34 protein-coding genes are annotated in these 22,696 nt (G+C 59.5%); 12 read left to right on the top strand and 22 right to left on the bottom strand.

Features of this window, described 5'->3' with window-relative positions:
* Positions 1 to 2 precede the first annotated feature (2 nt).
* The gene (locus ACSR1C_RS17805) at positions 3 to 215 is read right to left on the bottom strand and encodes a DUF7220 family protein (RefSeq protein ID WP_460260515.1); all 213 of its coding nucleotides are present in this window, start codon (positions 213 to 215) and stop codon (positions 3 to 5) included.
* A gap of 102 nt (positions 216 to 317) precedes the next feature.
* On the opposite strand from ACSR1C_RS17805, the gene ACSR1C_RS17800 reads away from it, so the two are divergent.
* The 5 genes from ACSR1C_RS17800 (at position 318) to ACSR1C_RS17780 (ending at position 1,893) form a co-directional block, all read left to right on the top strand.
* Complete coding sequence (locus tag ACSR1C_RS17800; RefSeq protein ID WP_317275119.1) at positions 318 to 500, top strand: hypothetical protein; 183 nt, start codon at positions 318 to 320, stop codon at positions 498 to 500.
* An 11-nt stretch (positions 501 to 511) separates the two neighbouring features.
* The gene (locus ACSR1C_RS17795) at positions 512 to 730 is read left to right on the top strand and encodes a hypothetical protein (RefSeq protein WP_460260514.1); all 219 of its coding nucleotides are present in this window, start codon (positions 512 to 514) and stop codon (positions 728 to 730) included.
* Between the two features lie 12 nt (positions 731 to 742).
* On the top strand, positions 743 to 1,027 hold the full coding sequence (locus ACSR1C_RS17790) for a hypothetical protein (RefSeq protein WP_460260513.1): 285 nt from the start codon (positions 743 to 745) through the stop codon (positions 1,025 to 1,027).
* 102 nt (positions 1,028 to 1,129) lie between these two features.
* Positions 1,130 to 1,531 (top strand): hypothetical protein, encoded by a 402-nt coding sequence (locus tag ACSR1C_RS17785; RefSeq protein WP_460260512.1) that lies wholly within the window; start codon positions 1,130 to 1,132, stop codon positions 1,529 to 1,531.
* A gap of 92 nt (positions 1,532 to 1,623) precedes the next feature.
* Positions 1,624 to 1,893 (top strand): DUF3489 domain-containing protein, encoded by a 270-nt coding sequence (locus ACSR1C_RS17780; protein ID WP_460260511.1) that lies wholly within the window; start codon positions 1,624 to 1,626, stop codon positions 1,891 to 1,893.
* A 341-nt stretch (positions 1,894 to 2,234) separates the two neighbouring features.
* Here the strand turns inward: ACSR1C_RS17780 and ACSR1C_RS17775 are convergent, their stop codons facing one another.
* From ACSR1C_RS17775 to ACSR1C_RS17765, 3 genes are all read right to left on the bottom strand, one after another.
* Positions 2,235 to 2,750 carry a VanZ family protein gene (locus ACSR1C_RS17775; protein ID WP_460260510.1) on the bottom strand — a complete coding sequence of 172 codons (516 nt, stop codon included), beginning with the start codon at positions 2,748 to 2,750 and terminating at the stop codon, positions 2,235 to 2,237.
* Between the two features lie 13 nt (positions 2,751 to 2,763).
* Positions 2,764 to 4,095 carry a site-specific DNA-methyltransferase gene (locus ACSR1C_RS17770; protein ID WP_460260509.1) on the bottom strand — a complete coding sequence of 444 codons (1,332 nt, stop codon included), beginning with the start codon at positions 4,093 to 4,095 and terminating at the stop codon, positions 2,764 to 2,766.
* Between the two features lie 449 nt (positions 4,096 to 4,544).
* Positions 4,545 to 5,078, bottom strand: coding sequence for a hypothetical protein (locus tag ACSR1C_RS17765; protein WP_460260508.1), 534 nt, complete (start codon positions 5,076 to 5,078; stop codon positions 4,545 to 4,547).
* Positions 5,079 to 5,266: 188 nt separating this feature from the next.
* Between ACSR1C_RS17765 and ACSR1C_RS17760 the strand changes: the two genes are divergently transcribed.
* A complete protein-coding gene (locus tag ACSR1C_RS17760; RefSeq protein ID WP_133618558.1) occupies positions 5,267 to 5,548 on the top strand; it encodes a hypothetical protein in 282 nt (93 codons plus the stop codon).
* Entirely contained in the window at positions 5,545 to 5,958 is a 414-nt protein-coding gene (locus tag ACSR1C_RS17755) for a PIN domain-containing protein (RefSeq protein WP_460260507.1), read from the top strand. The genes ACSR1C_RS17760 and ACSR1C_RS17755 overlap by 4 nt, the downstream gene beginning before the upstream one ends.
* Before the next feature lie 23 nt (positions 5,959 to 5,981).
* Here the strand turns inward: ACSR1C_RS17755 and ACSR1C_RS17750 are convergent, their stop codons facing one another.
* The 18 genes from ACSR1C_RS17750 to ACSR1C_RS17665 all read right to left on the bottom strand — a co-directional run bounded on the left by ACSR1C_RS17750 (position 5,982) and on the right by ACSR1C_RS17665 (position 18,801).
* The gene (locus ACSR1C_RS17750) at positions 5,982 to 6,392 is read right to left on the bottom strand and encodes a type II toxin-antitoxin system death-on-curing family toxin (RefSeq protein ID WP_460260506.1); all 411 of its coding nucleotides are present in this window, start codon (positions 6,390 to 6,392) and stop codon (positions 5,982 to 5,984) included.
* On the bottom strand, positions 6,389 to 6,613 hold the full coding sequence (locus ACSR1C_RS17745) for an AbrB/MazE/SpoVT family DNA-binding domain-containing protein (RefSeq protein WP_093321644.1): 225 nt from the start codon (positions 6,611 to 6,613) through the stop codon (positions 6,389 to 6,391). Before ACSR1C_RS17745 ends, ACSR1C_RS17750 begins: the two co-directional genes overlap by 4 nt.
* A 198-nt stretch (positions 6,614 to 6,811) precedes the next feature.
* Positions 6,812 to 6,991 carry a hypothetical protein gene (locus ACSR1C_RS17740; RefSeq protein WP_460260505.1) on the bottom strand — a complete coding sequence of 60 codons (180 nt, stop codon included), beginning with the start codon at positions 6,989 to 6,991 and terminating at the stop codon, positions 6,812 to 6,814.
* A 178-nt stretch (positions 6,992 to 7,169) separates the two neighbouring features.
* Positions 7,170 to 7,595, bottom strand: coding sequence for a DUF6362 family protein (locus tag ACSR1C_RS17735; protein WP_235935714.1), 426 nt, complete (start codon positions 7,593 to 7,595; stop codon positions 7,170 to 7,172).
* Complete coding sequence (locus tag ACSR1C_RS17730; protein WP_459565281.1) at positions 7,585 to 7,794, bottom strand: hypothetical protein; 210 nt, start codon at positions 7,792 to 7,794, stop codon at positions 7,585 to 7,587. Before ACSR1C_RS17730 ends, ACSR1C_RS17735 begins: the two co-directional genes overlap by 11 nt.
* Entirely contained in the window at positions 7,794 to 8,315 is a 522-nt protein-coding gene (locus tag ACSR1C_RS17725) for a crossover junction endodeoxyribonuclease RuvC (RefSeq protein ID WP_460260504.1), read from the bottom strand. Before ACSR1C_RS17725 ends, ACSR1C_RS17730 begins: the two co-directional genes overlap by 1 nt.
* A gap of 648 nt (positions 8,316 to 8,963) precedes the next feature.
* The gene (locus ACSR1C_RS17720; protein WP_460260503.1) at positions 8,964 to 11,537 is read right to left on the bottom strand and encodes a VapE domain-containing protein; all 2,574 of its coding nucleotides are present in this window, start codon (positions 11,535 to 11,537) and stop codon (positions 8,964 to 8,966) included.
* A gap of 10 nt (positions 11,538 to 11,547) precedes the next feature.
* On the bottom strand, positions 11,548 to 12,867 hold the full coding sequence (locus ACSR1C_RS17715; RefSeq protein ID WP_460260502.1) for an ATP-dependent DNA helicase: 1,320 nt from the start codon (positions 12,865 to 12,867) through the stop codon (positions 11,548 to 11,550).
* A complete protein-coding gene (locus tag ACSR1C_RS17710; protein ID WP_460260501.1) occupies positions 12,864 to 13,610 on the bottom strand; it encodes a hypothetical protein in 747 nt (248 codons plus the stop codon). Before ACSR1C_RS17710 ends, ACSR1C_RS17715 begins: the two co-directional genes overlap by 4 nt.
* Positions 13,607 to 14,404 (bottom strand): hypothetical protein, encoded by a 798-nt coding sequence (locus tag ACSR1C_RS17705; protein ID WP_460260500.1) that lies wholly within the window; start codon positions 14,402 to 14,404, stop codon positions 13,607 to 13,609. Before ACSR1C_RS17705 ends, ACSR1C_RS17710 begins: the two co-directional genes overlap by 4 nt.
* Before the next feature lie 10 nt (positions 14,405 to 14,414).
* Complete coding sequence (locus tag ACSR1C_RS17700) at positions 14,415 to 14,642, bottom strand: DUF6511 domain-containing protein (RefSeq protein WP_206027185.1); 228 nt, start codon at positions 14,640 to 14,642, stop codon at positions 14,415 to 14,417.
* A 185-nt stretch (positions 14,643 to 14,827) separates the two neighbouring features.
* On the bottom strand, positions 14,828 to 15,055 hold the full coding sequence (locus ACSR1C_RS17695; protein ID WP_460260499.1) for a hypothetical protein: 228 nt from the start codon (positions 15,053 to 15,055) through the stop codon (positions 14,828 to 14,830).
* A gap of 4 nt (positions 15,056 to 15,059) precedes the next feature.
* Positions 15,060 to 15,779, bottom strand: coding sequence for a hypothetical protein (locus tag ACSR1C_RS17690; RefSeq protein WP_460260498.1), 720 nt, complete (start codon positions 15,777 to 15,779; stop codon positions 15,060 to 15,062).
* A 19-nt stretch (positions 15,780 to 15,798) separates the two neighbouring features.
* A complete protein-coding gene (locus ACSR1C_RS17685; protein WP_460260497.1) occupies positions 15,799 to 16,662 on the bottom strand; it encodes an ATP-binding protein in 864 nt (287 codons plus the stop codon).
* A gap of 105 nt (positions 16,663 to 16,767) precedes the next feature.
* Positions 16,768 to 17,253: a hypothetical protein gene (locus ACSR1C_RS17680; protein WP_165809791.1), complete on the bottom strand. Its 486-nt coding sequence runs from the start codon at positions 17,251 to 17,253 to the stop codon at positions 16,768 to 16,770.
* A gap of 24 nt (positions 17,254 to 17,277) precedes the next feature.
* The gene (locus ACSR1C_RS17675; protein WP_165809792.1) at positions 17,278 to 17,607 is read right to left on the bottom strand and encodes a hypothetical protein; all 330 of its coding nucleotides are present in this window, start codon (positions 17,605 to 17,607) and stop codon (positions 17,278 to 17,280) included.
* Entirely contained in the window at positions 17,604 to 17,828 is a 225-nt protein-coding gene (locus ACSR1C_RS17670; protein ID WP_181317750.1) for a helix-turn-helix transcriptional regulator, read from the bottom strand. Before ACSR1C_RS17670 ends, ACSR1C_RS17675 begins: the two co-directional genes overlap by 4 nt.
* 277 nt (positions 17,829 to 18,105) lie before the next feature.
* Complete coding sequence (locus ACSR1C_RS17665; protein ID WP_165809793.1) at positions 18,106 to 18,801, bottom strand: hypothetical protein; 696 nt, start codon at positions 18,799 to 18,801, stop codon at positions 18,106 to 18,108.
* A gap of 79 nt (positions 18,802 to 18,880) precedes the next feature.
* Here ACSR1C_RS17665 and ACSR1C_RS17660 point away from each other — a divergent pair, with 79 nt between their 5' ends.
* From ACSR1C_RS17660 to ACSR1C_RS17640, 5 genes are all read left to right on the top strand, one after another.
* Entirely contained in the window at positions 18,881 to 19,555 is a 675-nt protein-coding gene (locus tag ACSR1C_RS17660) for an XRE family transcriptional regulator (protein WP_165809794.1), read from the top strand.
* Positions 19,556 to 19,895: 340 nt separating this feature from the next.
* Positions 19,896 to 20,348 carry a DUF2924 domain-containing protein gene (locus ACSR1C_RS17655; protein WP_165809795.1) on the top strand — a complete coding sequence of 151 codons (453 nt, stop codon included), beginning with the start codon at positions 19,896 to 19,898 and terminating at the stop codon, positions 20,346 to 20,348.
* Entirely contained in the window at positions 20,345 to 21,661 is a 1,317-nt protein-coding gene (locus tag ACSR1C_RS17650; protein ID WP_165809796.1) for a recombinase family protein, read from the top strand. The genes ACSR1C_RS17655 and ACSR1C_RS17650 overlap by 4 nt, the downstream gene beginning before the upstream one ends.
* The gene (locus tag ACSR1C_RS17645; protein WP_460260496.1) at positions 21,658 to 22,053 is read left to right on the top strand and encodes a hypothetical protein; all 396 of its coding nucleotides are present in this window, start codon (positions 21,658 to 21,660) and stop codon (positions 22,051 to 22,053) included. Before ACSR1C_RS17650 ends, ACSR1C_RS17645 begins: the two co-directional genes overlap by 4 nt.
* A gap of 235 nt (positions 22,054 to 22,288) precedes the next feature.
* The gene (locus ACSR1C_RS17640; RefSeq protein ID WP_460260495.1) at positions 22,289 to 22,555 is read left to right on the top strand and encodes a type II toxin-antitoxin system ParD family antitoxin; all 267 of its coding nucleotides are present in this window, start codon (positions 22,289 to 22,291) and stop codon (positions 22,553 to 22,555) included.
* The last annotated feature ends 141 nt before the right edge of the window (positions 22,556 to 22,696 follow it).

The following is a 22,696-nucleotide window of genomic DNA, read 5'->3' as shown; positions in this document are numbered from 1 at the left end:
GGTCAAAGCCTCCAGCGGTTAAACAGCCGGCGAAGGACGTATCCACGGGCAAGCGATACAGCTGTAAAGATCAGCCCAAGGCCAAGGTTCTCGACCACACCGACGCGCAGGCCAAAGGCCGGAAACACTGCGAACTGCGTTGCAACCGCCAACGCGTAGCCTATCACCGTGTTGGTCACAGCCTCGATCAGCGACCCGCGTTTTGATTGCGCCATGCGGCCCTCTAAAGCCATGTAATTGCTGCGATTATAGTGGATATACTCAGTCTTCAGAGCGAAGATTCCTTGACGCAAACGACGCACCCAAGGACCTCGCCCATGACCATCGCCGAACGTTACAACGCCGCCGCCAACAAACTCCTGCCGCATATGGCTGCCGACCTGGAGGTCGATCCGGCCATCACGGATGCCAACCACATCGACGAGATTGTCTTTCGCCGCAGCGAGTACCTCGGCGGCATGGCCGTCGCGATCCTCGCCATGATCGACCAGCCGAACTGAGGGACCCAAACATGAGTGCGATTACCACCATCCGCATTTACCACGACACGCTGCCCGCGCATTTCGATCGTTCACGGCCGGATGCTGTTGCGGAGGCCATCCAGAAAGCACTGCGCGAAGATGGAATCGCCGCTCAAGCCTCCGACGTTTTCTCACATCTGAAGATTGAACTGCCCACAAACCAGTTGCTCGAGGCAAGCCGCGTCTTAGCCGAACTTTATCTCATTTGACGGAAAACACCGATGAGCACGCGCGCACAGATCGCTATCAAAACCGGCCCCAAGGAATGGGCTCATGTTTACTGCCACTTTGACGGCCACCCAGAGCACATGCTGCCCGCGCTAGCGCCTTGGACGCCCGAGGACATCCTTGCTGCGCAGGAAATCCGCCAAGTTCGTGCCGACGCGCTGGACTGTTTCGATCCGCCCCGTGCACCCCGCATCCTGCCACAACCGACCTGCGAGCTCTCTCACCTCTACATCTGGCAGGACGGCGGCTGGGTCGATGCAACCGCTCCGGTCGAATGATCGATTAGCAATAATAGAACACTGATTTTGCTACACTTTATGGCGCAGTGGAGCGACTCTGACCTCACAGAACGAGACGCAACTCAGCCCGCGGAGCCCGCAATGACCAACGCCACCGTCCTTCCCAGCCGCAACACCGATTACGGGTTCTTCGGAACCCTGACCACCTGCCCGGAGCGCGACAGGCGGACGAGCGAGGTCTGGATCCTCGCCAGCCGTCTCATTGCCCAAGCCGTCAACGCCACCTCCGAGGAGGAGATGATTGGCATTCGCGACTTCCTTGATAGCCGCTCGGGGCGGCATTTCGCGGACGAGGTGGTTGGCGCGCTGCAGTGCGGTGCGCCGGATTGCGAAACCGCCATCGCCGCCGCCATCACCAAATGGCAAGACTGGCGGATCACCCGGGCGACAGAGCGCAGCGACGGAATCCCCGCAGGGCTGCCTTACCTCACGGGCTGGGTTCAGCATTTTGCGGTCACCGCCACCATGGAAGAGCAGCACTGAACCTGCGCCGGACCCGATCAGCCCGCCCGCGTGGCGGGCTTTCGGCAGTAGAAGGCGTCGCATGCTGCCACGCCGAACTGCCGGAGAGCACCATGGCCAAGGCCGCAAAGACCACGAACCCCGAGACACCTGAAGAGCAAGACGCCCCGGCCCCCAAGGCCCCTCGTGTCACCAAGCAGCAGATCATGATCGACATGTTGTCGCGGCCCGAAGGCGCCACCATCGAGGAACTGGCCGAGGCCACACAATGGTTGGGTCACACCGTACGAGGCGCCATGTCTGGTGCGCTGAAGAAAAAGCTCGGTCTGACCATCACGTCAGAAAAAGAGGATCAGCGTGGGCGGGTTTACAGGTCGTCTTGACCACCGCAACATTGGCTTGCAGAGTATTTTCAATAGCGGTGCAGCAGCCGGACTTCCGTGACAGTCCTACCGGTTAAGAACCACCCGTTGGGGAGTCGAAAATGATCAAACCAAACCAAGATACTCAGCTTGGCCAGCAGGCTCAGGCAGAAAACGCATCAGAGACACGGCAATCCACGGACGCCGATGCCGAACATGGAGAGGCCATTGCGGGCATTACGAAAGGGCTATCGCAAGCCCTCGCGGGACGTGGCGTAGAAGCCAGACGATTCTTCCAAGAACTACAGGCGTCTCGAGGGTAGAATATTCACAAGCCGCTGATCACTCTTCAATGGCTTGCCTTATTTTAACCTCGAACGCGGTGACGTAAAACCGTCGCCGGTGAGAGCGGCATCCTCGGCCAGCCATGCCGCGGTCATGGGGTCGTCCTTTTCATATCCTCCACCGGTCCTGCGAAGCCATAAGCCAAGCTGACGTGCAACAGTCGCACCCAAGATGGCGCCAATCCCGTCTGCAACAAGGTCCGCCCACTCGGCCTGTCGGCCAAAGAAGGGCTGGATCACCTCAATCGCTCCACCATAGGCAATGACGCTCAGAATAACCCACACCGTCCAGCGCGGCCGCACAAGCGGCAGCGGGAACGCGAGACAGGCAAATGCCAAAATATGGTAAAGCTTATCAGACCCAGCCGGACCACCAGAAGGCATCGGCGCCAAGGTGAGCACGGCGATGACCACCGCCAGAACGATTGTCATCGTGCTGCCGATCGCCATCCGTCTCAGTTTCTTCTGCCCTTGCACCACATATCGCTCCTCTGGGTGGACGCCCATCAGCGCGCTTTTCCCATGGAGTGTCAATGGCGTAGCCTCTTCAGGCCCCGGCTTCGGCGTCGACCGGCATGGTCTCGCCGGAGTTCAGATCATCAAAACTCTGGCCGCTGCTTTCCAATACAGCGGTTTCACCAGTGAACTCCTGCCAGCGACGAACAATGACATCGACGTATTTCGGGTCGAGCTCGATCAAGGACGCGTGGCGCCCGGTCTTCTCGGCCGCGATCAGCGTTGTGCCACTGCCACCAAAGGGATCAAACACCAGATCGCCCTTGCGGCTCGAATTCCGGATCGCGCGTTCAACCAGAGACACCGGCTTCATCGTGGGATGCAGATCGTTCTTGTGGGGGCGTTCGATGTTCCAGACGTCGCCCTGGTCCCGATCCCCGCACCAGTGACGCTTTACGCCCTCAGGCCAGCCATAAAGGATAGGCTCGTACTGGCGCTGGTAATCGGCGCGACCCAGCGTGAACCGGTCCTTTGCCCAGATGATGAAGGTCGACCAATGACCACCGGCAGACTTGAACGCCGATTGCAGCGTCTGCAATTCGCTGGACGACATGCAGATATAGACCGCGCCTTCGGTGTGCGCGTTGATCAGCACGCAGGCATCGTAGAGGAACTGACCGAAACCCTCGCCCAAGGCATCATTCTTGATCCGCCGACCCTTGCCGGCCTTTTCGGCGCCGACACCGCCGGCGTAATCCACGTTGTAGGGCGGATCGCAAAAGCAGAGATCAGCCTTCACATCGCCGAGCACCTTCTGCACATCAGTCGCAACCGTACTGTCGCCGCAGAGCAAACGGTGTTTGCCCAGGAGCCAGACATCGCCGGGGCGTGTTACAGGGGCCTCAGGAACCTCTGGCACATCGTCGGGGTCGGTCAGCCCGCCCGTCGTGTCGATCAGAGCATCAGGCAGGATCTCGGCCAAGTCCTCGGCGCTGAAGCCAATCAGCGACATGTCCTCGATCCCGAAATCTTCCCGCAACTCCCCGATCTCGATGCGCAGCATCTCGGGGTCCCACTCGGCGATTTCCGCCAGGCGATTGTCAGCCAGAGTGTAGAGCCGCCGGTCCTCCTCGGACCAGCCGCGGGCAACCATCACCGGCACCTCGGCCAACCCCAACTGGGCCGCCGCCATCAACCGACCGTGGCCTGCGATGATCGTGCCATCTTCGGCCACCAGCATCGGAATGGTGAAGCCGAACCGCTCCATCGAGGCCGCGATCTGGTCGATCTGTTCCGGCGGATGCTGGCGGGCGTTTTTTGCGTAGGGAACCAAATCGGCCACCTGCCACATCTCGACCTGCGCCGCGGGCCAGGCCTGCGGGGTGATTTTGGATTGGGCTGTCATTGGGATCCTGTCGGGCATGGGCCAACGCCCCGCTGAACCGAAACGAACCGCAGGGGGGCATTTCGTTTCGCGGCAAGCAAAACGTCCATGTTTTATTGGGGTTCCGCGCGTGTGAACGAGGCTCAGCTTGCGCGAAACGAAGCGGGTTTCAGGGGGGTGCATTTCGCCAATTCAGGACCTAAACCCCTGATTTCATTGAGGCGGACCCTCTTTGAAACGAAGCGAAATGGGTTTTTGAAACGAGAAAAAACGTTCAAATATCGCGAGGCGGCGACCCCGCATCGAACTTTCTCTCAGAAGGGACCCAAGGGGTCCCCTGTTTGTCTCGCGTGGCCGGTCAGCACGCTGATTTGGCCCTTGCAAATGTTTTATCGCGGCCAAGACTCGCGGTCCAACAAATAAATGTCCCGCTGTTTTCTTTTCTTGTTGCCATTGGAAAGACTCACCTTTTTTGTCCCGCTCGGCCTTCACCCGTGCAAAAGCTGCTCAATTTGACGCGTGGCCTCGGCCAGCACATCGGGTTGCGCGGCCTCAAATGCGTCGCGTGTTGCGTCCTGCACCATCTCCTTCGGGATGGCTGGGCCGAACATCTTCTTGATCGGCAACCGGGCATTCCCCTCGCGCACGAAGGCGTTGTTGGCCAGCGAGCCCACGAGGAAGGCGCTATCGAACCGCTGCCAGCGCCCCCAGGGCTTGGCACGCACACCGTAGGCAAACTGCCGTGGGCTGAAATGCGACAGGCCCAGATAGTCGCCCTGCGCCTCGATCGTGTAGGTCAGGTTCGAGAACGTCGACCGGATCGAGCGTGTCTCGCGATTGATGAGCGCAGCCTTTGCGCCTGTTTGTTGCCGCAGAGCCCGCCGCACCTGGGTCCGGACCTTGTTGCCCTCGTTGTTCAGCGCACGATTGAAGGCGCGGGTTGCCGCCTGTTCACCCAGTTGGGCCGCGGCGGCTTCGAAGTGAATGCGGGTCTGATCGAGGTCGCGGATGATGACATTCACAGCCCCTGCCTCCCACGCGGACAACACCGAGTATATCGTTTCTATAGCCTCCTGGACCGGATCTGTCTCGCTTTCCGATGTCCCGCTGAAAAGTGTCCCGCTGTAACGACAGGGGTTGACAGACTTCAAGACAACCCGATTGCGCTGGCCAAGGCTTTCCGGTAATATTGCCGGAAATAGGAGCGATCATGAGCACAAGTCAGTCCAACACGACCCAATGGCGTAAGCGCCAAGCGGCACTCGGCTTCGTTCGGGTCGAGGTCCAAGTGCGCAAAGAAGATGCCAGCTTGGTGCGAGAGATTGCCAACGCACTTGGCGATCCAGCGCGCCACGACGCAACCCGCGCAATCTTGCGCCAAAAGATCACACGTTCGCCTTCCAAAAGCTTCAAGGCGCTTCTTGCATCTGCGCCCTTGGAGGGTATCGAACTTGATCGTCCAAGCGATTTCGGTCGTGAGATTGATTTGTGAGTTACCTGATCGACACCAACGTCATCTCCGAGCTGCGCAAAGGCGACCGATGCGACCCGGCGGTTGCCGCCTGGTGGGCAAAGGTGAACGAGGATGAACTCTGGACCAGCGCGCTCGTTCTCGGCGAAATTCGTAGGGGTATCGAACTTGCGAGGCGTCGCGATCCACAAAAAGCAAAGGCTTTGGAAGCGTGGTTGGAAGAAGTGATCTCTGGATTTGGCGACCGCGTTCTCCATGTAGACGCGCAAGTAGCCGATGAGTGGGGTCGGATGAATACTATTCGTCCACTTCCTGTCATCGATGCCTTACTTGCCGCCACAGCGAGAGCCAATGGTCTCATCTTTGTCACCCGAAACGGAACGGATGTTCAGGGCGTTGGTGTCGACATCCTTAATCCTTTCGCAGACTGAGAAAGTGCGACGTCATCGCCACGCTATGCCGGCGTCTCACTGCGGGCGACAATTGCGAACTTCAGCCCGCCAAGCCAAGCTGCGAAGGTTTCCTCGGAAATCACGCCGGAGGCCAAGTTTTCCATCGCCGTGACACCGTCGAGCGGATCCGGACGCAAGCCGAAGCCATTCAAACGCAGAAACGTGGCGGAGGTCACAAAGGCCGTCCGCTTGTTGCCGTCAACAAAGGCATGCGCCTTCGCAATCCCAAACGCATAAGCCGCGGCAATCTCATCAAGGCTCGGCTCGCCATAGGCCGCCTTGTTGCGGGGACGCTCCATCGCGGCCTCGAGAAGCTGGATGTCGCGCATGCCTGACGCACCGCCGTGGCGCGCGATTTGGCGATCATGGATGATCAGAACCGCCTGCAACGGCACCCACACTGGCTGGTTCACGCAAGCGCCTGCAGCATGTCACGGTTTTCGTCCATGACGATTTGCGCTGCAGCGAGAGCTGCGGCCAACTCAGGGTTCTGAAGCGTGATCTTCAGGCTGCCATCGTCGCCACGCACCAAGTAGACCGTGTCCCCTTCGCGGGCATCAAGGGCCGCCAGCATCTCAGCCGACAGCGTAACCACGGCTGAGTTGCCGACTTTGCGGATGCGGGTTTCGAACATGACAGGCCTCCTCGTGAATACATCGGTATATACGACTATCAGCCTTGGCAGTCAACGATGCGCCATGGCAGCACACCTCCACTCTGCATGACGAAGCCCGTACTTCCAGCAAAACCAAATTCGATGCCATCTCGCTGTTCCACGTCTGAATGTCAGGCGGATCGATGTGGACGCTAAACCCGATAGCATCCTAACTGGTCAACGGGTCCACGACGAACCACCCGGTCCGGCAATAATGTCCGCCAATGGGTGACCATGGCGTTCGTGCCAGTCAGCCTGCTCTGCAAATTTGAGCTCGTCTTCATTGACCTCTGGTGCGCGTTCTACCGAAGCATCGTCAGGCATGGGAGAGGTCATTCGCTTTGTTTTTTTGGCCATTTTCGTGCTCCCACCAACATTGGCAGGTTATTTTCAACATTCGCCTGGCGCAACATCGATCAGAGTGCGACGGCAAGAAGGGCTTTCAACCGTCGAGCCGCGCCATCCTTTAACAACGTTGGTCCGCTATTAAAGGTTTTGGCGCTAAGCTTTAATAACGGGCTGATTTCATTAAATCCTACACCGTCTGCTCAATGACGTACTCCATCGACCGCTTGCGCGGCACAGTTCTGCCGTTGAGCTTCCAGACGATCACGGCCAGCCCATACTCGTGCCGTCGGTTGGCAGCAGAGCGGCTGATGCCATGGTGCCAGCTGATTTTCTTCCAGGCGTCGCGGTTGGCGCGCGCCCAGAGGATTTGGCCGATGTCCTTGTCCACCCACCGGAGCCAGAGCATAGCCTCATCGGCCTGCGTGATCATACGCGGCGATGGCAGCGGCTTTTTCATCTTTGGCTCTTGCTCGACCTGATCGGCAAAAGTCGAGACGTATTCCGGCCAAGCGCTGACGTAACCCTGTGGGCGGACCGGCGGCATGGAGCGCATGACGTCTGCCGCGAGGTCCAGCCGGTCGGCTACCATTGCCCGTGTCCATTCATCGGCCATGACGTACCTCCCTCACGGCTGGGAGCTTGCCATATAGCTTCTCGCCCAGCTGACGAACAAGTTCCCGTTCCGGCCAGGTCAGGCGGTGGTCATCAATGGCCACGGCCAGCAGGCCTTGCTCCTGCCAACCCTCACGCTTGACCTGTTCAGGGTCACGGCGATTGCCGCCGTAACCCTTGGGAGTGAACCGCATGCCCATCAGGCTAGCCCTCCCTGTGTCTCAATCGCCCAGAGCAAGATCGCGATGGCGTCCGCCTCGTTGTCATCGGTGGGGCTGAAGCCGCGCTTACGCGCCGCATCGATCATGGCCTGCTTGGGCGCGTTTCCCTTGCCGGTGGCGTGGCGCTTGATGGTTCCAACCGGCACGCCCTGGTAGGGCACGCCCCTCAGCTCGGCCCAAGTCTCCAGCGTTGCCATCAGGCCGCCGTAAACGTGAGCCGCGTCAGTGCCTGCGTGCCGACGGACCTCTTCGAAGTAGATTGCCTCGATCGGACCGGACAGGCGATCGATCTCGGTCAGCCAGTTGGTGAACCGCAGGTAGCGCATGCCGCCGCCATCGTAGCGGCCCGGCTTGAAGCTGACGGTGCCGCTGGTGATCAGCCCGTCAAAGCCACGGATGGCCCAGCCGGTTGTCGTGCCGAGGTCGAGGGCCAGAATGGTTTTGGCGCCGCCAAAGGTCTCAGGCAGCGTCTGGCTCGGGATCAAGTCTTGTGTGTTCATTGTGAAGGCTCACGAATTCGAGTGGGCCTTCGGCTTTGGTCTTGATCAAGTTATCCCGCCGCAGCGTGACGGACAAGAAAATTCACCAGGTGATCACCTGTCACCACCTGTCACCACTTCGAGGAAAGGTGGTGACAGAAATAACGATTTAAAAACAACGCTGTCACCACTGTCACCACCTGTCATCACCAAATTCCTTTGTCTGTATGAGTGAGGGTGAACTGGGTGACTAACACACCTGTATATGTATAAGGAAAGAAGATGGTCGCAAAAGTGGTGACAGTGGTGACACGATTGATTTTGCTTATTTTTTTCCGTCACCACCCTTTCTGCAAGATGGTGACAAACGCAAGGTGGTGACAGCCCAAAGGAAAAAAGGCACCCGTCGGGGTGCCATCGCCGACGAAACCGGATGATGGCGTGATCAGCGTTCCTGGCAGAGGTCACGCGTCTTGCGGATCCGATCAAGTCCCGCTTGCGTCAATAGAACCTCGTACGGCCTGTTTACGAACAAACCTTCGCGCACCCATCGCACATAGGCCCACGGCTGACCGACTCCGGTATAGCGGCAAAGATATCTGGCCCGGAACAGGAATAAGAGAAGATCATCAGGCGGAGTGCCCAGCAAACACGCCGCGCGAGGTATATTCATTCCGGCGTTGGGCCCGTCTTGCGGTACCTCCATTCGCGTCCTTCCCCCGTCCTGCATTGATACCTCTCCCAGTTTCTGGATTTCAGCCAAGCCCCCACGCGCATCTGGTCCAACTTGGTCCACTTCGCTGGCTCGATAGAAAGAGCGCCCTGAAGGATTTCTCCAACCGAAACGTCCTGAAGCGGTTCCAATCGTTCGAATTCCTCTTCCTGCCAGTCATCGACACCAGCGTAGCTGCGATTTATGGGGCGCTTTTCATGGCTCAGCCAACGGTCAATCACCCCGTCCCAGGCATCAGATTGGTACCGGTTGTCCTGCTCCTTTTTCGCGGCCTTGATGAGTGCATTGTCCTCAAGCCACCAGATGGCGCCATCCTTGAACCGGACTACGGCCTCGGCCCAGAGCTGGTCGCGATCCCGGCGCAGCGCATCAACGTCGATGTCGCCGCAGCGGATCGGCCAGAAGCGGCGGTTGCCGGTCTCGTCACGCAGATAGGTGTCTGGGTTCACCGTGCCGGCAAAGACGCATTGGCGTTTGATCTCGACCGTGTGGCGGCCATAGGGTGGCCGGAACCGGTCGGTGGTGCGGGTCAGGAATGCCTTGATCCGCGAGACCTCGGCGCGGCCGATGGCATCGAGCTCGGCGATTTCCACGATCCAGACACCTTGCATGTGGATGGCGGCGTCCTTGGACCCGAGGTCTGGCAACTCGTCCGTGAACCAGTCTTCGCCGGCCAATATTTTGAGCGCGGTCGATTTGCGCGCACCTTGCTCGCCCTCGAGGATCAGCATGTGGTCAGCCTTCACGCCCGGCCGATAGACACGCGCGATGGCTGATATCAGCCACAGGCTGCCCATGGCATGAGTCAAATCCGTGGGCTCAGCGCCCAGGTAGTGACTGGCCCAGGTCTCGATCCTCGGCGTGCCATCCCATCGCAGCAGGTCGAGATAGGCGCGCACCGGGTGAATGCGGTGGTCGCGGGCAACTGCGCCAACCGAGCGGCCCACGACGAGCGGCGCAACATTCACTTCCCGATGCTGTAACCATTCGGCCAGCCGGATGTCATCGCTGTCTTCCCACGGGCGCGGATAGTCCATATCCTGCTCATCCCAAGGAACTGGCTGCAACACGACCACCTCCTGGCGGAATTCATCAAAGGCGATGGTGCCGGCAAAGGCCGGATCGGAGCTCAGCGCTATGATGACATTGGCCTCGTTGCGCTCGGGCGTTCCCGAAAGATCAAGGCGCAGGCGGTTCGCCCAAACGGGTCGGGCAGCGGGCTTCATAAGATCGCCGGTGCTGTTCAAACGGCGGCGCAGGACGCCAAGCTGTTTGTCGAGGATCGACATCGCGATCCCAGTGCGCACTTTAATGAGCGACAGCACATGTCGTTCTTCCATGGGCTCAAGTCCCTCTTTAACGATGCGCCCCATGAGTGTGCCCAACTGGGCGAGATCGGGCGGATTGGTGAGCGTCTCGGTTGCGGTGGCCAGCGCATCGGCGGCATGCTCCGGATCCGTTGCAGGCATTGCTGCTCCGCTGTCATCGGCAATAAGCGTGCCCTCGGGGGTAATTGCCGGACTGTCATAATCCGTCTTCACTGCCCCTCGCAGCAGATCGTCATTGAAATCATCGCCATGGAGCGGTGCTATCACCTCGTTTGGGATGTCCGCCATATTCAACCGGTCTGACAAAGTTGCGGCCGCCTGACGCCCTACCTCGCCCGCATCGGCAAAGATCGTGACGTGGCGTGTGCCCTGAGGCCATTTGAACCTTGCCATGCCATCGGCCGACAAGGCCGCCCACACAGGTGTCCCGAATAATACTCGCGCCGCGAGCGCCGTCTCGATCCCCTCTGCGACACCAAGATGGCCGTCTTCGGGCAGCGGAAAAAGCCGCACCGCCGCCTCCGCGATCGTGCCCAGCATCTTTTTGCCCGCCGGTGCCTTGCTGCTTCCGTCGTCCGTGAGGAAAGTGCGATGGATCCCGCCAACCAGCTCGCCGCTTGTCAGACGCGGGATCGCCACCATGCCTGGCCAGCCACGGCGACTGTTGTAATCGGTGAGGTCAGGATGAAAAAGGAGGTCTGGCGAGCCCGGATCCCTCAGCCCGCGCGAATGCAGATACGTCTCAGCCAGTCTGCCCGCCAAGGGCACACATTCGTCCAGGATGCGACGGATTTCCATGCTGTGGTCGGGGCGTGCTGGCGCTGTTGGTCGTGCTGGCAGGTCGCGCTCCATACGGGCCAGACGGGCAGCCTCATCAAAGAGGCGCCCTTCGCTCATGCCCGTGGCGTGGTAGATCATGTCGATCGGCCCCGCGCGTTCGCCGGTCGCGAAGTCGAAGCCCCAACCTGCGTAAGGCCCATCAAGATGGATGATACAGGAGCCCTCACCGCGAGAACGGCGCCCGGAAAGATCGGCGCACCGCATCGCGCGTTTGTCATGGGTCAGCTGCGCCTCCGGAAAAAGCGGCGGCAACCAATCGTGGGCCGTGGCCGCGAGCCGCGCCTTGATGGCGGTCAGGTCATGTCGGGCGGCGGGGACGAATACATCGTTGAGATCGATCACGGGCCATACCTCACGCAAGGAGCACGAGACCGCGCTCCGCGCGGGTGATCGCCGTGTAGAGCCACCGGCGGCGGTCAAGCTCGCTGCGACCAAGCCCATCGTCCCAGACAATCACGTTCTCCCATTGCGAGCCTTGCGCCTTATGCGCGGTGATCGCCCAGCCAAACGTCGCCTCGATCAGATGCTTTTTCTCCTTCCAGTCGCGGTCATGGCGCGTGCGATCGAAATCTATATGGTCTTCGAAATGTCCCTTGTAGATACGCAGACGGCCAGGTTTGCCATTGGGGTGAGGCGTTCCCACCCCACGGCCATCCTCGTCCGTCACCACGGCCGAGAAGTAGAGGCTGCCTTCGTCCACGATGTCTTCGAGCGTCAGGAACATGCCATTGATCAACCCGAGGTCATTCTGGTTCTTTAGGCAGATGATCTTCTCGGCGCCTCCTGAGGGCAGGACGCCACCAGCCAGACCGGCCGCTCCGCGCATGGCATTATTCAACTGCAGCCGCGTCGCGTTCATGCCGCAAATGAGCTGCCCGCCGCGCAGCGCCTGATCGGGCGTGATATCGGCCTTGTGCATCTTTGCGACATGGTCATCATAGCTGCCGAAGCCAATCGGCTGGCCCTCGCGCGCCATGGTGGCCAGACGGATGATGGCGCTCTCGGATGCCTGTCGGTGGATCTCGGTCAACATCACATCCGGAGTGACGTTGGTAAACGCCCCGTCGCCCTTGATCGGGGGAAGCTGACCAGGATCGCCCAGCACAAGGATGGGTTTCTTGAAGCTCATCAAATCCCGCGCCATTTCCTCACCCACCATAGACACCTCGTCGAGTACGATCAGCCTGGCGTCGGCAGCATCGCTTTGCGCATTCAACGCAAAGCGGGGTTTTTTCATCGCGGACAGCGCCTGCCGCATTGCCTCAATTCCAGCTTCCGCCGCTGTCCGATCAAACCCGGACAAGGATCTGACGCTGATTTCTGCCTCGCGCACTTTCTGCGCTGCCGCTGCTATTTCCTCTTCTGTGGCCTCCGACACGGAATAGATCAGGCTGTGAATGGTGCGCGCAGGCGTGCCCTTTCGGCTCAAAACCAGAGCCGCCTTGCCGGTGAAGGTGGCGGTGACGACGCCGGGCACGCAGGTGCCGTCGCGGGCGCTCCGGTGTGGCGAAAGGCCCAGTTCGTCAAGCGCGAACTTCAGCACTGTGGATTTTCCGCTTCCCGCATACCCGAACAGCCGGAACACCTGCTGCTCATGGGTTCGAGTTTCAAACCAGGTCTTGATCGCGCGGATGGCAGCCGCCTGACTGTTGGAGGGCGTGAAACTTGTCATGCGGCTGATCCCTTTACGATGTAATCCTTGACCACGCCTCCCTGTGCGGGATCGCCAACCTGGCATTGGCGCACAAAAACACGACGGCCGTCTGCAAGCTGACGCCAGTGGCCACGGCGGATATGCCATCGCGGACTGGCATGGGTGCCGCCGAGGTCCCGGGTTTTGGCCCGGGCACGCGCAAGATCGATGGTAATCTGGTGCCAGGTCCACCCACGCACGCCTGCCTTGGCATACGGGCGGCGCAGCGCTGGCATCACCTTGCGCGGCTTGTCATCGCTCGCGAAGGCCAAGATGCTTAACGACCGCCACACCATACCTGAAACGGCTTCCATATACATTTTGGCCTGATCCTGCCTGATCCCAGGATGTACCGAGACATCCGCCCAACCCGGCTTGGCAAAAACGGCGTGTGCGAGACAATCAGTCCAGCGCAGGCGTTTTTTCCAACGAGAAAACAGCGCGGCTTCGACACGGCCCTCAAACTGACGCACATAAACCAGCAAGGACTCACGCTCGGGGTGGCGATCCTTTACCTCGAAGATGACTTCCGGGTGTGGCAGCTTCAAATCCTCAGCCATAATCAGCCGACCGAGCGCCTCAAGCTCATCGCTGTCAAATGCAGCCTGATCAGCAAAATAATAAACCGGTGCTGCCTCAACCCCATCCAGGAAGAAGCCATAGGTGGATTTCAGGCGCATTTGCGGTGCCAACCGTTTGAACTCATAGCCATAGGGGATCATGACTTTGCCCTCCAGCACCGTTGCGCCCAGGCACAAGGCGGATGCCAATGCCCCGCCGCCATGCCCCCCTTGCAAACCACAGAGGTCGGCTCAGCTGCCTCGCGCGGCAATACTTCCTGTGCGTCCGACGCCCGCACCACTGCGACAGCGCGATCGCTCATCTGCTGGGCCAGCGCCGCGTCGAACGGCACCAGTTCCGCGTAGATTTCCATCGTGTCGCGATTGAGCGCGGTGAACAGGGCCGGGTTGGGCAGGTCCAGATAGGCCTGGTAGAGCGCAATCTGCGCCGCGTAGACAGGCTTTGAAATTGTGACACCGCGCTTGACCGTGTCTTTCCAACTCGAAGCCCCGAGCGCCTTGGTTTCCCAAAGTGCGGGATAGGACATCTCGACCGGGCCACTGACGATATAGCCATCAATATGGCCTTTGAACCGTCCGCCTAGAGCCGTGAAGCCAAACTGCCGTCCATCGTCGCGCTCGGTGCGCAGGTCAAACCCCGCAAGCCGCATCCAGCTGGCCACCATATCCTCGCCGCGATGACCCGCCTCAAAAATGCGGAGGGTTTTGGGCGCGAAGTCACGACCTTCGTCTTTGGGCACGGCCAGATAATCGTACTGAATCTGCCGCATGCAGGCGCGACCCAGACCGGATGAGCTGACATAACGACGCGGACGTTCACTGCGCTGTCGGGCGCCAAGGCCGATGTCGATCGCATCGCTGAGAGCCGTGGTGATATCAGGCGTGGGGCGCGAGGTCGTGTATTGCGCGCCAGACCCATGGTTCAGATCAATCATGGGGAATACCTCAAAATGGAATGGGGTCTTCAGGCAGACGGCCGTCGCGTTCCGGCTGCGCGCCCTGGGTCTGCATGCTGTCGATGTAGCCGGTGACCGCCGCTTCAATCAGCTGGTCGATCTCGGCTGCCGTGCGGTCAAAAAACGGGGCCATCAGACCAAGCGCCGTCAATGCTTCCGCAAAATCCTTGCGGGCATCGCGGATGGCCTGTGCCTCGCGTGCTGTCTTATCAATCATTCCGTAACTCCTCTTGGCGAGGTCCGCGCCGATGTCCTGACACCGGCGCGAACAGAATTTGTGGAACGGGAACTGCGACCACTGCAGGCGCAGGCAGAAGCCGAAGCCCCGAGCTTCTCGGCCGCAAACCGCGCAGACACCTGGGCTCCCTGAAACCCTCCCCCGGAGGGTTTCTGAAACGCCGCTCACCCCAACAGCAGGTTTTCGAGGTCCTGATGTGCCCCCGGGGCCTCCCGTATCTTGTGGGATGCCAGAACGACGAAGCGGCTGATGGCCACCGAGGCCATAGCGTCGAGATCCGTGAGCCGCAGGCTTGCGATGGGCCGGTCCAGTCTTCCGCGGGCCTCGAGCCATTTGCCGATCTCCTTTGCCGCTTCGCGCGTGACATGCGCCTGCCATTCATCCGAGGTCATGGGCTCAGCTGTTCAACCAGGCAGGAGCGCCCCCAGGCGTTGCTGCCGATGTGGGCGCGCTAGGCTGTGCTTGCGCGGCCGGGGCCTGATGTGGCGCGTTGGACCAGCCCGTCTGGGCTGGGGCTTGTGCGTTCCAGGCTGCCGGCACCGCCGCTGGTGATTTGCGCGGCGGCGCATTGACCGGCTCGGGCGAGACGGTTTCTCCGCGCATGATCGCGGCGTAGGTCGGTTCATTGGGCAGCACCACATTCGCGATCTTGTTGCTGTCGCGGTAGTTCGGGTTGTCCGGGGCCTCGACCATGATCCGCGCGGCAAATGTGATGCCATCAAGCTGCTTGAGCCCTCCGATCACACGTTTGGCGCGGGCGGCCTCGCTCAAATCATCAGGTTTGAGGCCAAGGGCACTGTCGATCATCGCCCGAAAGGCGCTTTTCGAGATGTTCCAGCCCTTCGATTGGCCCTTTTCGTCAAGCTTGCCGCCCGCCACGGTGAAGTTCTGCCAGAACTTGCGCCGGGCATAGGGGCCCTCGGTTACTGTGAATTCACAGTCGAGCATCTTCGCATCGCTGTGCGGCGAGGCTTTCAGCAGCCCCGCATCGATCTCACTGGCGCCATTTGCACCGCCAGGGCGGAGTTTCATCATCACCTTGGCAAAGGTGCCATCGGGGATCAGCTCGCCCATAGGTGCCATTTGCGGGCCGGCGTCGTTCAAATCAAAACTCATGGGAGTTGTCCTTTGCTGTTCAGACGGAGGATGAGGTGGGAAGGGTCAGTGCCGAGCGGCCGTCAATCTTGGCTAGCAGCGCTGCGAGGTCTGGCGGCTCGGTCATGTCGAGGCGGCCCGAGCGATCCTTCGCAGGTAAGCCCCAAGGATTGCCGGATTTGCACACGAGGCGGCGGTCGGTGGATGTGTCATCGAGCGTCCAGGCGCCATCCATATCCTTGCCAAAAAGCTGCATGGAGAGGACCTGATCGACGATGCCCGGCAATTCGCGACCCGCTTTGGTGCCTTCCATTTGCGGCACCCAAGACGACGCCCCGTATTCATCGGTGACCTTTTCCAGGACGCCGACAAAGATGACGGTCTTGCCGCGCGCATGCTGCAGATGCTTCAGCGCCTGAATGACCTCGCGGCCCAAAAGTCCGTAAGCTCCGCGCACATCCGGTTTGCCCGTGCGGTCCGAAAACGCCTCCGGCTGCTGTTTGGCATAGGCCATCGCCTGACGCGTCAGATCCGTGATGCTGTCGACGAAAATGATCGAGCGGTCTTTGAGAAAGGCTTCCAGCCCGCTTTCGGCATATTCGCGCTGCACATGGGCGTGGTACTCCGGACCATAATAGCTGCCTGGGTGCTGTGCTGGATCCGGACCTCCGATCAGGATCACAAGATCCCGGAAATCAGGAAAACTGCGGATCGGGATGCTGGGCCCGCGCCAGTCCTGCACGGATTTCATGCCAGCCTCGAGATCAAAACACACCGCCTTATCCGCGGGCAGCGTCTTGATCAGCGTGGTTTTCCCCACACCCGGCGGGCCGAAGACCGCCAGCGATGTCTTGTTTTCAGATGCCGACAATCGTTCGTCGGCGGTGATGATGCGCAATGCCATGGCGCGCTCCTTTGGTTGGGTGAAAAATCAACGGCGGCGGGGGGTGACCGGGCGCCGAAGGGGAGCCTGCCCTGCCTTGCGGTCAGGGCGTCCCCGCCGCCGCATTCAGGGGGCTTTGGCCGGCTCGAGTTTGAAGCTGGCCTTGCCAGAGCCAACCGTGCGCGCAGGCTCGAAGCCTTTGCGCCAGGCCTGAGGCAGCGCCCCATACTTGCGCTCCGAGACAGTCAGCTTGGTGTCGATGAACTCGGCCGGGTCCTCGCCGCTGTCAGCAATGTTCCGGGCGATCTGCGCCAGCGTCTCCTGGTCCCATTCGACGCGTTTCGGCAGATCAGCCACCACGGTGTAGTCACCATCGGCCAGGCGAACCGTGCCGGTGTCCTTGCCGCAAGCCCGACGCGCCTCCGCGGCGCGGGTCGCGTAGCGCACCTCAAGCGCTGCGCTAAACCGGACGGTCGCGGCCTTCAGTTGTTTGCTCGCGTGATCAAGCTCGCCTTGAAGAGCGGCCAGCAACTCCACCGGCATCTGCGCCAGATCGCCAGTCGACATGTTGAGCATGTCGTCCACGCTCGGGGTGTTATCGGGATAAGTCATAGGGGCTCCTTTTCGGGGGATGGGTCAGGCAGCTGCCGCCAGCTGCTTCACTGATGCGGAGAGAACGGTGCCCTTGTGCGGGCGGGCGATGGCGAGATAGGCGAACCGGTCCGGACCAAGGCGCTCCTGGACAAGGTGGATGCGGCCCAGTTCTGAGAGCCGGTACGCTGCGTTTGCCGTGGCGCGCAGATCCTCGAGCGCGGGTTTGCTGAGCATCGAGACATTGGGCGTCGTGTCGACCACGAGAAATCCTCGGTGATAGACAAGGCGCGCGCCGGGCTCGGCAACATCAACCCACGCCATCAACGTGATTTCCGAAACTATGGGTGCACTGGTTGAGAGATGCGCGATCATGCGGCGCACTCGACAACAGTCAGGGTCGGCGCTGGTCCAGCGGTCTCGATATGCTTGGCCTCAAAGGCCTGGATATCAATTTGGCGATAGCGCACATGCCGGCCAATCCGAACGAATTGCGGGCCACGACCTTCGGCGCGCCAACGTTCCAGGGTGCGCGGCGCAATATTCCAGCGCCGGGACAAGAGCTTCGTGCTCAATAGGGTGTGATCTTGTTCCATGGCGGTCCTCATCGAGTTGATGAGGGCACCTTGCCAAACCCTTGGGTTGGAGGTCGTGGCACGAATGGTCGGTGGCATAAATTAATTTTTGTTGGAAAATCAATGCCCGATAAATTTTCGGTCGGAGCTCCAACCCAACACCAACCAATCACCGACCAAGCTCCGACCGAACACCGACCGCAGGGGGCTACACAATGAGCGACAAAATCGAATCACGATGAGCGCTGGACACAAAAAAGCCCGCGTGAAGCGGGCCTGTTCAGCGTGAGGTTCGGTATCAGGGGCCGACGCGCATCGTCACCACCAAGGCGGGTTCGATCATGTAATACCCTCGGCGCTTCACAACGGGATGCACGATGTCGCGCCACCCCTTCCGGCTGGAAAACAAATAGCTGAGTTTCAATGAGGTCGACCCTGCCGCCGCCAAGATCTGAGCGCCGCGCTGCTCCGGGTCACCCGTGATGGCGCAGATGAACAAATAGTTCAAAGCTCGCGCCTGCATGTCTGTAAAAAGGTAGTGCTGTCCATTCAGGTCAAACGACAAAAACCGATCATAATCATTGGCATGGGGGACGTCTGCGGCCATGATCGTCGCTTCAAAATGCTCGCGCTCTGCGGCGCGTACAAGAAGCGCGTCACGGTAGACCACCCAATCTGTGCTGCCCTCCGAGGTTGTCACCATGCAACCGTTTTGTGCAAAGGATGGAACAGAACAGGCCTGCTTTCGCAACACGCGCATGGCGTCACGCCGCTCCAGATCCACAACGCCCTCGAAATCAGGATTGCACCGGCCAGGCCGATCCTTCCGATCGGCGACCACAAAGGAGCCATAGACACGGACCGACAGTGTCAGCTGGCCCATCTCCACAACGTAGCCCAGCTCCGACTCGGAGATGCCCCAGTCCGCCAGAACCTCCTGTAGGGTGAAATAGTCTCGTGGAATCAACACTGGCAGCACCCCCTTCTTGTTCATGCATTGTTCTTATCTATTTGACTGTCCATTTTCAACAAAATAGATATCCAACTTAGTCCACAACAGACTGGGGATAACCATGATCGTCACGAACATCGCACAGCGACTGAAGGCTCGCGCGTTTCAGCTCGACATGACGCCTGCAGCGGTGGCCGAGGCCTCAGGCCTGAACCGTTCCTTCATCTACGACATCATCCGCGGCAAGTCCGTGCGGCCGAGCCGTGCCAAGCTGCAGAAGGTCGCAGAGGTCTTGAAGGTCGATGTTGACTGGCTGATCGACGGTGATGGGACGATAGAGGGTGAAGCCCCCAAAATCTATTCTCCAGACACGACCTTCGTCGGCATTTCTGGCGTCAAGGCGAAGGCCTCAGCGGGTGGCGGCACAATCGTGCATGGCGAGGATGAGCAAGCCAGCAAGCTCTATCATTTCCGGCTGTCCTGGATTGAAGATGAGTTGGAGGCCAATCCGAAAAATCTTAGGATCCTCCGTGTCACTGGGGACAGCATGGTGCCCACACTGAATGATGGCGATACGATCCTGGTCGATATGGGGCGCAAGTCGCCCTATCCGCCAGGGCTTTTCGTATTGCACGATGGCATGGGGCTGATGGCCAAACGGATTGAGCACATTCCGTCCAGCGACCCACCGCGCATTCGCGTCACCTCCGACAATCCCAACTACTCGCCCTATGAATGCCTTCTCGATGAGGTCAACATTGTTGGCCGGATTCGCTGGTACGGCCGTCGGGTCTAAGCCGAGCCGCCGACATGGGGCGCCACAAACCGACACAAACCGACAAGCTATTGTTTTTACTTGAATAAGTGAGAAGAGGACGGTTCTCTCAGCGTACAAATCTGAGAGAACCCAAAATGTACGACGATATCTTCGCGCCGCTGACTGCGGCCAATGCTTTGCATCCTACGAAAATGACGCCACGCGAGCGGCGTGCTGAATTGTGCAAGATCCTTGCTGTTGGGTATTTGCGGATGCGCGCTCGAAAAAGCAGGCAACACACTGAAAATAGTAGAGAAAGTTCTCTACACTTTCGCGCAAGACGGAGCGTTCATGCGGAACCAACTCACAAGGAGGTCCCATGACCAAAGAAGATCCCGTCTACGCCCGCGTCGCAGCTCTCAGAATTAAAACGCCCACCGAATTGCGCGAAATCTGGCGCGACCTGATGGGGACAGAGCCACCGCCCTTCACCCGGCGCTATCTGGAAACTCGTCTGAGCTATCGCATCCAGGAACTCGCCTATGGCGGCCTGAAACCAGAGACCATCAAACGGCTCGAGGAATTGGCTGAGAAATGGGACGGCGACAACTCCGCCAAAAGGCGCATTCGCCATGATCTCAAGCCCATCGCAGGCACCCGCCTGATCCGTGAATGGCAAGGTGAAGAATACGTCGTGACCGTCACCGCCGATGGCTACGAGTGGCAAGGCCGTCCGTATCAATCCCTCTCCGCCATTGCGCGGGCCATCACCGGCACACGCTGGAACGGCCCGGTGTTTTTTGGCCTCAACAATTACAGGAAGCGCAAATGACAAAATCGGCACCCAGAAAGATGCGCTGCGCCGTCTATACGCGCAAATCCAGCGAGGAAGGGCTCGAGCAAGAGTTCAACTCGCTTCACGCCCAACGCGAAGCCTGCGAGGCCTATATCGCCAGTCAGCGCTCGGAGGGCTGGGTCGCTCTTCGTGAACACTATGATGACGGCGGCATCTCCGGCGGCACATTGGAGCGGCCCGGGTTGAAACAGCTGCTGGCCGATATCGAGGACGGCTTGGTTGATGTGGTCGTGGTCTACAAGATCGACCGTCTATCGCGCTCGCTGATGGACTTTTCCAAACTCGTAGAGGCCTTCGAGCGAAATAACGTGACCTTCGTCTCCGTGACGCAATCGTTCAATACCACATCCTCGATGGGACGATTGACGCTGAATATCCTGCTCTCATTCGCCCAATTCGAACGCGAGGTGACCGCCGAGCGCATCCGCGACAAGGTCGCTGCCTCAAAGAAGAAAGGCATGTGGATGGGCGGCGTCCCACCGTATGGCTACGTTTGTACAAACCGACGGCTTGAGATCAACAACGCCCAAGCCGCAGATGTGCGGTGGATCTTTGAGCGGTTCATCAGCCTCGGCTCGACCCTACTCGTTGCCAAAGAGGCAGAAAAACGCGGTTTGAGGACGCCAAAAGGGAATCCAATCAGCAATAGTTATGCCTACAGGATCCTGACAAATCCGATCTATATCGGCAAGATCGTGCACAAGGACGAGACCTATCCCGGCCTGCACAAACCCATCATCGACATGGAAACCTGGGAAAAGGCCCGCGCGATCAATAGTGAAAACCCGCGCATTCGCGCCGCCAGCACCCGCAAACAGACCCCTTCACTGCTGGCTGGCCTCATACGCGGACCTGACGGCGCGATGTTTTCGCCGTCCCACACCCGCAAGCGCAACCGGCTTTACCGCTACTATGTCAGCCAGACGATCCTGAAACACGGTGCTGGCAGCTGTCCTGTGGGTCGCATCCCCGCCGGTGAAATCGAAGCCAATGTAACCGCGCAGTTGCGCGCAGTCTTCCGTCAACCCGAAATCGTGGCCGAGGCCTGGCGCAACGCGGCAACCGACAAGCGGGCCTGCAGCGAGCAGGATATCCACGCTGCGCTCAAAAGCCTTGACCCGCTGTGGAGCGAACTGTTCCCGGCTGAACAAGCGCGCATTGCCTCGATCCTGATCGATCACATCGACGTTTCCGAGACGGATATGAAGGTGCACCTGCGTGTCGACGGCCTTTGCCACCTCGCCCAGGACCTGAAATCCCGAACTCTCCCCAGAAAGGACGCAGCATGACGGACAAGACCACCACAACCGAGACCATCACACTGACCATTCCCTTCAAGCTCAAACGGCGCGGCGGGCGCAAAGAGATGGTCCTGCCAGATTTTGCCACACCACCGCCCAAACTGGATAACGCGCTGATAAAATCGCTCGCGCGGGCGCATCGCTGGAAACGACTTGTTGATGAAGGGCATTTTGCGTCGATTAAAGACTTGGCTGAGCACGAGAAAATTCCAGCCTCCTACATGATCCGCACCATGCGACTAACGACCCTGGCGCCTGACATTGTCGAGGCGATCCTGAAAGGCCGAAACCCGAACAAAACCCTTCGTGAGTTGCTCGATCCCTTCACGCCGATGTGGGCGGAGCAACGCTGGGAGTTTGGCTATCACGATATGCCATGAAAGTGGGCGTCTGCATGGGCGTGAACCAACCGGTGCCGCTCGGCGCGAACATTAGACGATTGGCATGCTCAACATAATCTCCGCATAAAATGCGGAGATTATCGCCGGTATTCTCCGCATGCGCCACAACAGTCGCGCATCGGCAGAGCCGCTCTCCTTGCTCAGCGCCTTGAGTGTTCGGATTGGTTGTGATCTAGTATGAACTATTCCGACACAAGGCAAAGAAGGCGACCGCATGGCACGACTGACCATTTCGATGCCAGACCAAATGAACGACTGGGTTGAAGCACAAGTTAGCGCCGGTCGTTATGGGAATGTTAGCGAATACTTTCGCGATCTTGTCCGACGCGACCAGGAACGGCGTGATACAGCCATCAATGAACTTCGCATAATGCTTGAACGCGCGGAAGCGAGCGGGGTTAGCAAGCGCTCATCAAGCGAAATCTTAGACGTCGCACGTGAAGAGGCTCGGCAGAAGGGCCTGCTCGATTGCGAGAATTGAACTTACGGTCGAAGGCAAATGGGAGTGTCATGAACTCTGTGTATCTGGTTTGGCCCATGCGGGTTTCAGATACGGTCACGCGTTGAAGCGCTCATCGAACATGATAGCGAACTGATTGCGGGCGGCAAACCATTCCCGGAC

This window comes from Actibacterium sp. D185-2 (assembly GCF_054954595.1).
The sequence above is the reverse complement of the archived record's forward strand: the minus strand, read 5'-3'. Positions and strand labels throughout refer to the sequence as shown.